7 protein-coding genes are annotated in these 12270 nt (G+C 71.5%); 1 reads left to right on the forward strand and 6 read right to left on the reverse strand.

Annotated features, from left to right (window positions below; genetic code table 11):
- Positions 1-11: 11 nt before the first annotated feature.
- The 5 genes from OG444_RS35485 to recQ form a co-directional block, all read right to left on the reverse strand.
- Complete coding sequence (locus OG444_RS35485) at positions 12-2864, reverse strand: NHLP bacteriocin export ABC transporter permease/ATPase subunit (protein WP_327265961.1); 2853 nt, start codon at positions 2862-2864, stop codon at positions 12-14.
- A 1-nt stretch (position 2865) separates the two neighbouring features.
- Entirely contained in the window at positions 2866-4983 is a 2118-nt protein-coding gene (locus OG444_RS35490; RefSeq protein WP_442810796.1) for an NHLP family bacteriocin export ABC transporter peptidase/permease/ATPase subunit, read from the reverse strand.
- 194 nt (positions 4984-5177) lie between these two features.
- Positions 5178-5984, reverse strand: coding sequence for an HlyD family efflux transporter periplasmic adaptor subunit (locus tag OG444_RS35495; RefSeq protein WP_327265962.1), 807 nt, complete (start codon positions 5982-5984; stop codon positions 5178-5180).
- Positions 5985-6083: 99 nt separating this feature from the next.
- Positions 6084-6323: a hypothetical protein gene (locus OG444_RS35500; protein ID WP_327265963.1), complete on the reverse strand. Its 240-nt coding sequence runs from the start codon at positions 6321-6323 to the stop codon at positions 6084-6086.
- A gap of 501 nt (positions 6324-6824) precedes the next feature.
- Positions 6825-8870 carry a DNA helicase RecQ gene (gene recQ, locus OG444_RS35505; RefSeq protein WP_327265964.1) on the reverse strand — a complete coding sequence of 682 codons (2046 nt, stop codon included), beginning with the start codon at positions 8868-8870 and terminating at the stop codon, positions 6825-6827.
- Positions 8871-9085: 215 nt separating this feature from the next.
- Between recQ and OG444_RS35510 the strand changes: the two genes are divergently transcribed.
- Entirely contained in the window at positions 9086-9556 is a 471-nt protein-coding gene (locus OG444_RS35510; RefSeq protein ID WP_327265965.1) for a Dps family protein, read from the forward strand.
- Positions 9557-9632: 76 nt separating this feature from the next.
- Here the strand turns inward: OG444_RS35510 and rph are convergent, their stop codons facing one another.
- Positions 9633-12227 carry a rifamycin-inactivating phosphotransferase gene (rph, locus tag OG444_RS35515; protein WP_327265966.1) on the reverse strand — a complete coding sequence of 865 codons (2595 nt, stop codon included), beginning with the start codon at positions 12225-12227 and terminating at the stop codon, positions 9633-9635.
- Positions 12228-12270: the final 43 nt, after the last annotated feature.

Genomic DNA, 12270 nt, shown 5'->3' on the forward strand with positions numbered 1-12270 from the left:
GGGGCGGTCCGTCAGCGCAGTTGGCGGCGGACCAGGCCGTGGAAGAGACCGGTCGTGTCCGCGAGCAGGCCGGCCGGCGGGCCCTGCTGGACGATCCGCCCGTCCGCCATGACGATCACGCGGTCGGCGTCCATCACCGTGGAGAGCCGGTGGGCGATCACGAGGCGGGTGGTCCGCAGGACGCGGGTGGACTCGATCACCACGCGCTGGGCCTGGTTGTCCAGCGCGCTGGTGGCCTCGTCGAAGAACAGGATGCGCGGCTTGCGGATGAGGGCCTGGGCGATCATCAGCCGTTGGCGCTGGCCGCCCGATACGGTGCCCCCGCCGTCGGACAGGATGGTGTGCATGCCCATCGGCATGGCCTTGATGTCCTCCGCCAGGCCCGCCATCGCCGCGGCCTCCCACGCCTCCTCGAGCGAGAACGTCCCGGCGCCGCGAATGCAGTCGAGGATCGATCCGGTGAGGGGCTGGGCGTTCTGCAGGACGACGCCGCACTGGCGGCGCACGGCCGCCTGGTCGAGCGCGGCCAGGTCCTGGCCGTCGTAGAGCACGCTGCCCGCGACGGGCCTGTCGAAGCCGATGAGCAGCCGCAGCAGGGTCGACTTGCCGCAGCCGCTGGCCCCGACGATCGCGACGAACTCGCCCTGTACGACCCGGAGACTGATGTCGTCGAGCACGAGCGGGCCGTCGTCGCCGTAGCGGTAGGACAGGTTCTTGGCCTCCAGGGCACCGGTCAGTTCCCCCGGCCGGGTACTGGAGCCGCCCACCTCGGGGGTCTCCCGCAGGACCGGTGCGATCTGCTCGAACATCGGCAGCACCGCGGCGGCCGAGATGAGCGCCCCGGTCAGCTGTGTGACCGACGAGAGCAGCATCGTCAGCGCGGTGCTGAAGGTGAGGAACTCACTGGCGGACATGGTGCCGCGCGCCGGGCCGGCCAGCAGCACGAACATGACCAGCGTGCACAGCGGCAGGCAGACGGCCCCGAGGACGGTGATGAGGTTCTGGATCCGGCCGATGCGCTGCTGCAGGTCGCGGGTACGGGCGAACTCCCCGGCCCAGGCGGCGTACGCGAAGCTCTCGGCCGCGGCGACGCGGAGCTTGGGCAGGCCGCGCAGGGTCTGGAAGGCCTGATTGGCCAGGCGGAGGCCGAGGGTGTTCAGCCGGCGCTCGTGGCGGAGCTGCCACAGCCCCAGACCCAGGAAGATCCCCCCGATGACGACCAGCATGGCCAGCGCCGCCATCGCCAGCGGCACGCTGTGTACGAGGAGCAGTACGAGGTTCACCAGGCCGACCGCGCACGCCTGTACGCAGACCGGGCCGATGCCGGACAGCACGCGGCGTATCGCGCTGATGCCCATCGCCGCACCGGCCAGTTCGCCGGTGGAGCGGCCCGCGAAGAACTTCGCCGGCAGCCGCAGCAGCCGGTCCCACACGGCCGGCTGCAAGGTGGCCTCGATGCGGCCCTCCATGCGCAGGAGGGAGACGTTCTGCAGCAGCATGAAGACGGCCGAGACGACGCCGGCCGCGATCAGTGCCAGCCCGGTCTGCACGATGAGGCCGTTCTCGGCCTGCGGCACGTACCGGCCGAGGACCTGGCCGGTGCCGATCGGCACCAGGGCGGCCAGCACCACCGAGACCAGCCCGCCGAGCATCAGGCTGCGCAGCTCGGGGAAGGTGCCGCGCACGCTGAAGCGGATCAGGGCGGGCAGGCCCACCCGCCCGTCGGGCAGGGGGCGGTACAGCATGACGGCGCGCGGTTCGAAGGCTGCCTCGTTGGCCTTCTTGACGCGCTCGCGCCTGCCGGTGGCGGGTTCGACCGCTTCGTAGCCGCCGCGCCGCCACAGCAGGGCGACCGGCGTGCCGTCCTTCTCGCGCCGCCCCACCAGCGGACCGCTGTTCTCCCGCCACCAGCGTCCGTCGAGCCCGACCGCGCGGGTGCGGATCCGCGAGGCGAGGGCGATGCGTTCGACGGGATCCAGCTGCTCGGGGGTGGCGCCGGCCTCGCCGGGCGGGGACAGGGTGATGCCGGCCGCTCGGGCGACGACGCGGCACGCGGCGAAGGTCGCGTCGTCGCTCCCGCCCCGGTGGGGGTCCCGGCCGGAGCCGGCGATGGACGCCAGCAGGGTCCGGTCCGCCCGGGTACGCGCCGCCCGGCCCGCCTCGATCCCGGCGGCCGTGCGGTCCTCGTGCGCGCGCTCGAGCTGTTCGATCCAGCCGTCCAGGGCGTACAGCAGCCGGTGCTGCTGGTCGACCATGCCCTGCCACATCGCCGCGTCGACGAGGAGGGTGCCGACCGCCTCCGCCTCGTAGGCGGCGCCGTACTGCACGCTGCCGGGGGCGATCTGCATCCACAGGATGTCGTCGTCGGCTCCGCCGTGCCCGGTGGTGGCGATGCCGTCCAGCGGTGCCTGGTAGAGCACGCGCAGACCGCGGCCGATGCCGCGCGCGAAGGCGTCCTCGAGGGGGCTGGGTCCTGCAGGGGCGTAGTGCCCTTCGTCGGCGTACCACGGTCCGCCGGGGATCGGGCTCCCGTACGCCGGGTACTCGGGGCGGTACAGCTCCCGCAGTTCGATGCGGCGCAGCCGGCAGCCCTGCACGGGCCGGCCGACCAGGGTGTGACCGGGGCCCTCGGCCGGACCGAGCAGCAGCGTGCCCGGCTCCAGGCGGCCCAGGAAGTGCCAGTGCCCGGCCTGCGCGGCGTCCACCGCGAACAGGTCCAGCTCGCCCTGGACGACCAGCCACAGGACGAGCGGGCCTTCCAGGAACAGACTGCCCGCGCCCGCGCGGTCGACGGGGGTGCCCAGTGCGCCCAGGGCCGCGACGACCGGGTCCGGGGCCCCGCCCGGCGTGTGCTCGTGCGTCACCTCAGTGCTCCTTGACCAAGGAGGCGTACGGGCCCTGTGCGGCGACGAGATGCTCGTGCCGGCCGCGTTCCACGACCGTGCCCCGGTCGAGCACCACGATCTCGTCGCTGTCGCGCACGGTGCTCAGCCGGTGGGCGATGACCACACAGGCACAGCCGCGGCGGCGCAGGTTGTCGATGATGGTCTGCTCGGTCACCGCGTCCAGGGCGCTGGTCACCTCGTCGAGCACCATGACGCTGGGGCGGCGCACCAGCGCCCGCGCGATCTCCAGGCGCTGGCGCTGGCCGCCGGAGAAGTTGCGGCCGTCCTGCTCGACACGGCTGTGGATGCCACCGGGGCGGCGGGCCACCACCTCGTGCACGGCGGCGTCCTCCAGGGCGGCGACGACCGCCTCGTCCGGGATGGAGGGGTCCCACAGCGTGACGTTGTCGCGGACGGTGCCCTCGAAGAGGAAGACGTCCTGGTCGACGAAGGAGACGGAAGCGGCCAGCGCGCCGCGCGGGATGTCCTCCAGCCGCATCCCGTCGATGCGTATGGCCCCGGCCCAGGGCGTGTGCAGGCCGGAAATCAGCCGGGAGACGGTGGACTTGCCGCTGCCGGAGCCGCCGACGAGCGCGACCTGCTGTCCGGGCCCGACCGAGAGCGAGAAGTCCTTGAACAGCGGGGCGTCCAGAGGGCTGTAGCCGAAGGTGATGCCGTCCAGCTCCACATGCCCCTTCAGGCGTCGGGTGGAGGCGGCGGGCTCGCGCCGGGCGTAGACCGGGTCGACCGGAAAGTTCTCGACGTCCCGCAGACGGGCGACGTCGGCCGCGAAGTCCTGGATCCGGCCGGCGACGCCGCCGAGCCGGGAGATCGGCGCGGTGAAGCTGGTGACCAGGGCCTGGAAGGCGACGAGCAGGCCCACGGTGAGATGGCCCTCGACCGCCCGCAGGCCGCCGATCGTCAGGATCAGCGCACTGTTGAACGCCGCCAGCGTGGGTGCGACGATCGCCAGCCACGCACTGGGCACGCCGAGCCGCTGCTGTACGTCGAGGGTGACCGCGTGCTGTCCGGCCCAGCGGCGGAAGAAGCCGTTCTCGCCGCCCGTGGCCTTCATCGTCTCGATGAGCTGGAGACCGCCGTAGGAGGTGTTGGTCAGGCGGGCGCTCTCGGCGCGCAGCTTCTGGGTCCCGGTGGCCCTCATACGGATCGCGACCCGCAGGGCGATCACATTGAGCAGCGCCACGGCCACGCCGACGAGCGTGAGCTGTGGATCGTAGGTCCACAGCAGCACCGCGTAGAGCACCACCACCACGGCGTCCACGCCCGCGGCGGACAGATCCCGGGCGAGGGTCTCGGCGACCGTGTCGTTGGACTGCAGGCGCTGGACCAGGTCGGCCGGGTTGCGCTGGGAGTAGAAGGTGACCGGAAGTCTGAGCAGGTGCCGGAAGAAGCGGGCACTGCCCAGGGTCGAGGAGATGATGCGCCCGCGCAGCAGGTTGGCCTGCAGGAGCGCGGTGAGGGTCGCGGTGAGTACGAGGGCGACGGCCATCGAGGCGAACAGGACGCCCAGCAGGGACGTCTGCTCCCCGATGAGGAACATGTCGATGTACGTCCGGCTCAGGGCCGGTACCGACACACCGACCGCGACCAGGAGGAGGCTGGAGACCACGGCGGCGGCCATGGTGCCCGAAGTGCCCCGGAGGCGGTCCGGCATGGTGCCCAGGATGCCGGGCCTGCGGCCGCCGCGGCGAAAGCCCTCACCGGGCTCGAAGGTGAGGACGACGCCGGTGAAGCTGGTGTCGAACTCCTCCATCGGGACGAACCGGCGGCCCTTGCCGGGGTCGTTGACGTACACGCCCCTGCGACCGAACCTCCGGGCCGTGCCCTCGTAGACGACGTAGTGGTTGAACTCCCAGAAGAGGATCGCCGGGGCGCTCACCCCGGCGAGCGCGGCCAGGTCCATCTGCATGCCCTTGGCCCCCAGTCCGTACCCGCGGGCGGCCTTGAGGAGGTTGCTGGCGCGGGAGCCGTCGCGGGAGACGCCGCAGGCGATGCGCAGTTCCTCGAGGGGGACGAAGCGTCCGTGGTGGCCGAGGACCATGGCCAGGGCGGCGGCGCCGCATTCCACCGCCTCCATCTGCAGCACGGTGGGGGTGCGTACGGGGCGGGGTGTCCGGCCCCTGGGAGCGGACGTGGGTGTGGGGGCGGACCTGCGGCGCGTGCCGCCCTTCGGCTCGGGGCGGTGTCGGCGGCGTCCGGCGGGCGGGAGCTGCGGCGCCCGCGTCTGCGCACCGGTCTGCACACCGGCCTGCGTCCCGGTCTTTGGCGCGGTCACGGCAGCAGCCAGTCGACCGGGCGCTGTGCGGCGAGGTGGACGGCTCCGGTGACCGGTGTCCTCGACCCGACCTCGTACGGGGGCCCGTCCGCGGAGGACCAGCGGTAGCCGGACGTGGTGGAGGAGGAGCGCTCGAGCCGTACGACCACGGCCACCGGGCTGCCGTGGCGGGAGAACTGTCCGGCGAGAGCGGCGTCGCCGAGGAAGCCGCCGATCTGTGCCTGTGTCAGGGGCGCCCGGCCGACCGCCGTGACGCGCCCGCGCAGCATGCCGAACCGCTGCTGCGGGACGGACTGGACGTTCAGGTCGACCGCGGCGCCCACGGGGATCGCCGAGCCGCTTCCGCCCGGTACGTACAGCACGGCCACCAGCGGGTCCTCCGGATCCTTCACACGTTCCACGGTGGCCACGTCCGCACCTGTGGCGACGACCGAACCCACCTTGGCCACCAGGGTCGTCAGCCGCCCGCCGGTCACCACGCGCACGGGCCGTTCCCCCTGGTCCGTACGGACGTTGAGCAGGGGCGCACCGGCGGCCAGCAACTGGCCCTCCTCGGCGAGGACTCCGGTCACCTGTCCCGCGACCGGCGTCTGCAGTACGTAACTGCCCTCGGCCCGGGTGAGGATGCCGGGTGCGCTCAGCTTGGAGGACACGGTGCCCGTGAGGGCCCAGAAGCTCGCGGCCGCCATGACGACGACCGTGACGGCAAGGACGAGCCGCCCCTGCGGGCGGGCGAAGCGAACGGGCAGATCGAGTTCTTCGGGCGATTGCAGCTTGGAAAGAGCCTTTTGGCGAAACTGCACGGACTATTCCTTCAGCTGCATTCGTATCGGTGGGGCGCGGGGACGCCGGTGAACCCCGGAGCCGTGGGGGACGCTCCGGGGTTCACCGGGATATCCCGATCAGAGACCGGCGCGACCGGTGTTCACCGAAACGCCGGTGATGCCCGTGACGAGGCCGGGGACGTGGGAGACGATGCCCGTGGCCGCCTGGACGGTGTGGAGAGAGCCCACGACACCCACGACGTTGTTGACATCGCTGGTCACGGCGCCGGCCAGGCCGCCGGACACGCTGATGATGCCGCCGGAGACGGCGTCCAGCTCGGTGTCGTCGATCTCGCGGGTCTCGATGTCGTTACGCATGGCGCGCACCTTTCATTGGGGGGAGGAATTCATCACTGCGGGGCCGGCGGCCCGAATTCCGGCCGCCGTGCCCGATTGCTGCGATGGGCACGATGAAAGCACGCGAACGAGGTCTCCACCCAATCCTGTTGACTCCCCATCACGGGCAGACGATCACCTCTGGTGATGGACGTGCAGCTTGATTCACCGAATGGTGGCGACTTCTTCACGAGATCGAGTAACAGATAGGGGCCGCGCGCTTCCGGCGCGGAAGGAATCGTGGCAGACCATCACAAAATGGACTGCGTGGAGTCCGCATATCGAGGAGTGGGGGAGGCCGCCTGTCGAGATCGCGAACACGATGTGCAGGTTTCCGGAGGGCGCGGGGGGTGACGGGTGCGTCACGCCCGGTGCGCGAGCAGGCGGCGCTGCGAGGAGTGCCGCAGAGAGTGCCGCAAACGCCGCCGCGGCGCCCTTGTGCAGGGCGCCGCGGCTCCAACTCCTCCCGGGACGGTGAAAGGGCTACTGCCAGTCGTCCCAGGGCGGCGGCGCCATCTCGTCCAGGTCGAAGGGGGGTTCATCGGGGTCCGGCTCCGCGAGCCGTGCCGCGGACGAGGGGGCCGGAGCGGGGCGGGCCGGAGCGGCCTGCGCCGGACCGGAGGATGCCGGGGCGACGGACTCGGCCGGCGGCGCCGGGGCCGGGCCGGGAACGGTGGCGCCGCACTCCGCCAGGGTGTCGAGGACGCCCTGGGCGTACTTCGCGAGCTTGGCCTCGCCGATTCCCCCGATGGTGCCCAGCTCGTCCGCCGTGGCGGGCAGGAGCGTCGCGATCTCCCGCAGCGTCGCGTCGTGGAAGACGACGTATGCGGGTACGCCCTGCTCCCGCGCCGTCTCGGCCCGCCAGGCGCGCAGGGCCAGGAAGACCGGCTCGGCCGCGGCCGGCAGATCGACCGGCACCCGGGCGCCCTTCCCCGAGCGCGACCCGGACTCCTTGCGGGACGCGGCGGCGGGCGCCTTCTCCTTCCGCATCGGGACGCTGCGGCGTCCTCCCAGGACCTCGCCGCTGTCCTCCGTGAGCACCAGCGTCCCGTAATCGCCCTCCACCGCCAGCAGCCGCTGCGCCAGCAACTGGCGTACGACGCCCCGCCATTCCGCGGTGCCCAGGTCCGCCCCGACGCCGAACACCGAGAGGGCGTCATGGTCGAACTGGATGACCTTCGCCGTCTTCTTGCCCTGGAGGATGTCGATGATCTGGCCGGCGCCGAACTTCTGCCGCCGTTCCTTCGCCAGCCGCCACACGGTGGACAGCAGCTTCTGCGAGGCGACCGTCCCGTCCCAGGACTCGGCCGGCGTCAGACACGTGTCGCAGTTCCCGCAGGGCGTGCCCGACTGCCCGAAGTACTCCAGCAGCCGCACCCGGCGGCAGTCGACCGTCTCGCACAGCGCCAGCATGGCGTCCAGGTGCATGCCCAGGGAGCGGCGGTGCGCCTCGTCGCCCTCGGAACCGTCGATGAGCTTGCGCTGCTGGACCACGTCCTGCAGGCCGTACGCCAGCCACGCCGTGGCCGGCTCGCCGTCGCGGCCGGCACGGCCGGTCTCCTGGTAGTAGCCCTCGACCGACTTCGGCAGGTCGAGGTGTGCCACGAAGCGCACGTCAGGCTTGTCGATGCCCATGCCGAAGGCGATCGTGGCCACCACCACGACCCCGTCCTCCCGCAGGAAGCGCGCCTGGTTCTCCGCCCGCGTACGGGCGTCCATCCCGGCGTGGTACGCCACGGCGTCGATGCCCTGCTCCACGAGGGAGGCCGCGGTCTTCTCCACCGAGGCCCGGGAGAGGCAGTAGACGACACCGGCGTCCCCGGCGTGCTCGGTCCGGATCAGTTCCAGCAGCTGCTTGACCGGGTTGTTCTTCGGGACGATGCGGTACTGGATGTTCGGCCGGTCGAAGCTGGCGACGAAGTGCCGGGCGTCCTCCAGACCGAGCCTCGCCACGATCTCGGCGTGGGTGGCCTCCGTGGCCGTCGCGGTCAGTGCGATCCGCGGCACCTTGGGCCAGCGCTCGTGCAGCATGGACAGCGCGAGGTAGTCGGGCCGGAAGTCGTGACCCCACTGGGCGACGCAGTGCGCCTCGTCGATCGCGAAGAGCGACACCTTGCCGCGGTCGAGCAGCCGCTGGGCGCTCTCGGTGCGCAGCCGCTCGGGGGCCAGGTACAGCAGGTCCAGCTCGTCGGCGAGGAAGGCCTGCTCGACGGCCTGCCGCTCGTACGTGTCCTGCGTCGAATTGAGGAATCCGGCCCGCACCCCGAGGGCGTTGAGCGCGTTCACCTGGTCCTGCATCAGCGCGATGAGCGGCGAGACCACGACGCCCGTGCCCTCCCTGACCAGTGCCGGGATCTGGTAGCAGAGCGACTTGCCGCCGCCGGTCGGCATCAGGACGAGGGCGTCGCCGCCACCGGTGACCTGCTCGATGATCTCCTGCTGCTCACCGCGGAAGGAGCTGTATCCGAACACGCGGTGCAATACCTGCAGAGCGTCGGAGATCTCGGGGGAAGTGTCCGGAAGTGCCATCCGCGAAGCCTAGCGGCACCCACCGACACCTCGGCTCCGGCCGCCGGGCGGGTGCGGGCGTCAGGACGTCGCCGAAGTCCCACGGGCAGCGCACGGACATGCCGCCGCCAGGACTCGACCGAACGGACCAGCCAGGGACAAAGGCCCGTTTTGTACCCCACGCATCGGGTAGTCGCAGTCTGATCGACACCCATCCCGATACGAATGGAGACGCTGTGTCCGTCGTCAAGAATGCCCTCCCGGAAGCCGATCTGAAGGTCGTCGGTGAAGCGCTGCAGGGCGCTCTGGTGGACCTGGTGGACCTCTCGCTCGTCGCCAAGCAGGTGCACTGGAACGTGGTGGGACCCCGGTTCCGGTCCGTGCACCTCCAGCTGGACGAGGTGGTCACCACGGCGCGCACCCACTCGGACGTGGTCGCCGAGCGTGCATCCGCCCTCGGGATCACCCCGGACGGCAGGGCCGCGACGGTGGCGTCCGCCACCGCTGTCACCGGCGTGCCCGAGGGCTGGATCAAGGACGTGGACGCCGTCCGCATCCTCGTCGACGCCCTCAGCACGGTGATCACCCGCATGCGCGAACGCATCCGGTCCACGGACGAGCCCGACCCGGTCACCCAGGACCTCCTGATCGCCGTGACCGGCGAGCTCGAAAAGCACCACTGGATGTTCGCCGCCGAGAACGCCTGAGGGGACCGGGGCGCGGCTCCGGCCGCCCCGGAGGACTTCCCGGGGCGGCCGTGGCGCGGTCGTGGGGCGGTTTCGATCAGGGCAGGATCTCGACGTACCCGTCGGTTCCGTGCACACGGATCCGCTGCCCGTCCCGGATCAGCCGGGTGGCCCGCTCCACGCCCACGACGGCCGGCAGGCCGTACTCCCGGGCGATCACCGCGCCATGGGTCATCAGGCCGCCCACCTCCGTCACCAGGCCCGCGATGCCGACGAACAGCGGGGACCAGCTGGGATCCGTGAAGGCCGTGACCAGGATGTCGCCCGCTTCCAGATCGGCCTGCGCCATGTCGAGGACGACGCGCGCCCTGCCCTCGACGGTCCCGGCCGAGACCGGTACGCCGACCAGGGCGCCCGGCGGCACGTCGTCGCGCCGGTACGCACCTGTCAGGGCCTCGCCCTCCGAGGTGAGCACCCGCGGCGGTGTCAGCGCGTGGTACGCCCTGAACGCGTCCTTGCGCTCCTGGAGGAGCTCTTGCCCGACCTTGCGGTGCGAGCGCACGACGTCGTGGAGTTCCTGGAAGGTGAGGTGGAAGACGTCCTCCCGTTCGGGTACCAGACCCGCCTCGACGAGGCGCCCGGCTTCCTCCAGCAGGGCCTGCTTGTAGACGAAGTAGCGGCTGATGATGTTGTACTTCGGGTACTCCCGGTACCCGATGAAGGTTCGGACCCGGTCGATCATCCGCTTGGCCTCGTCGGCCTTCAGGTCCCCGTCCGGCAGGACCCGCAGGCGTGACAGCACGTCCTGTTCCTTCTCCTGCGCCCTCTGCCGCCCTTGCTCGAAGCGCCGCTCGGCGGCGCCCGGCCCGAAGTTCCGCACGTTGTCGAGGATCACGGGCACCAGAGTGACGGGCCGCTCGCGCCAGCGCGGCCTGGTGATGTCGATCTCGCCGACGCAGCGCATGCCGTACCGGTCGAGATACGCCTCGATGGCGTCGCGCGCCTCGGTCCCGCCCGCGAGTTTCGCCAGCCCGTCCAGGAAGTCCTCGTCCCGGGTGTCCTGCAGGTACGCCACCACCTCCGGCAGCGGGCGGATCACATCGGCGACGTCGAGCAGGGCCAGCCCCATCTCCGACGTGATGTTGTCAGGGGCGGAAAGGGTCAGCGTGTCGGCCGCGTTCTTCTCGCCCAGCCACTCCTGCAGCTTGTCGTTGAGCCACCAGGTGGCCTCCATGCCCGCCATGATCGCCTGATGGCTCAGCGGATCGCTGAGGATCCGCTTGTGCTCCTCGAATGCCTCCAGCAGGAACGCGAACAGCGCCGGTCCGGTCTTCGTCCGGATGCCGCGCTCCAGGGCGGCGGTGGACACCCGGCTGCGCTCGATCAGATCGGTGACGATGGCCGGATCGGTCTCGATCGGGGCGGGCGCAGCACCTCCCGGCGGCGGCCCGCCGGGACCCGTGTCCGGGAGCGAGGGGACGAAGCCGTCGCGGTCGAGGACGGTCTCCAGGGCATCCCTGATCAGCGGATCGCCCTTCCCCAGGGCGTCCAGGAGACCGGCGCGGCTCGCGGGCGAGGCCAGGCGCCGGGTGACGTCGACGAACAGCCTCCCGCCGGCCTCCTGCATCGGGACCATGGCCGTCAGCTGCCACATGGAGAACCCCAGGGACTTCATGGGGTCGGTCATCATCTGTCCGTGACCGACGGAGACGTAGACGTGGTTCTCCCGGTCGCCGGTCTCCGGGACGGGGAACAGCGTCGTGATCGGCCGGCTCTGGACGATCCGGAAGCCGTCGTCGACCAGACACCATTCGATGTCCTGCGGGCGGCCGAAGTGTGCCTCGATCCGCCGCCCGAGCTCCACGAGCCGCACGGCCTGGGCGTCCGTCAGCGCCGGCTGCTCCCGGCGCTCCGCGTCGACCGCGACTTCCTGCGTACCGCCGCCCGGCAGGGCCTGCAGGGCACGCTGTTTGGCGGCGATCGATCTGGCGACGACCGCGCCGCCGCGCACGGCGAAGACGTCCGGGTTCACCAGGCCGGAGACCAGGGCCTCCCCGAGGCCGAAGCCGGCGTCCACGGTGGAGACCGTCCGGTTGCCCGTGACGGGGTCGGCCGTGAACAGGATGCCGGACGCCTGCGGGAAGACCATCTGCTGCACGACCACGGCCATGTGCACCGTACGGTGGTCGATGCCGTTGCGCTGACGGTAGGTCACGGCCCGTTCCGTGAACAGCGAGGCCCAGCACCGGCTGACGTGCCGGAGGGCCGCCGCCGGTCCCACGACGTTCAGGTACGTGTCCTGCTGGCCGGCGAAGGAGGCCGTCGGCAGGTCCTCGGCCGTCGCGCTGGACCGGACGGCGCAGGCGGCCCGCTCGCCGAGCGCGGCGAGCGCGCCGGTGATCTCCGCCGCGAGATCGTCCGGGATCACGATCTCTTCGACCACCCGACGAATCTCCGCGCTGAGCGTGCGGATCGCCTCCCGCTCGTCCGGGCCCACGCGCGCCAGCCGGTCGAGCAGGTCGCCGATCGACGGCGCCTGCGCCACGATCCGCCGGAAGGCGTCCGTCGTCACGCAGAAGCCGCGCGGCACGTCGATTCCTTCGATCCGTGACAGCCCGCCCAGGTGCGCGCCCTTGCCGCCGACGACGGCGACCTGAGTCTCGTCGACCTCTTGAAGATCCAGCACGTGCACGTCGTGGCCCCGTTTCCCCAGGTTGTGGCTTTGATCGACAATT

The sequence above is a fragment of the Streptomyces sp. NBC_01232 genome, from assembly GCF_035989885.1.
GTDB lineage: Bacteria > Actinomycetota > Actinomycetes > Streptomycetales > Streptomycetaceae > Streptomyces.

What these genes read in the sequence shown, in the direction of transcription:
- OG444_RS35490 (WP_442810796.1), bottom strand. Translation starts at nt 4,983, where the DNA reads ATGGAGGCGGTGGAATGCGGCGCCGCCGCCCTGGCCATGGTCCTCGGC.
- OG444_RS35500 (WP_327265963.1), bottom strand. Translation starts at nt 6,323, where the DNA reads ATGCGTAACGACATCGAGACCCGCGAGATCGACGACACCGAGCTGGAC.
- recQ (WP_327265964.1), bottom strand. Translation starts at nt 8,870, where the DNA reads ATGGCACTTCCGGACACTTCCCCCGAGATCTCCGACGCTCTGCAGGTA.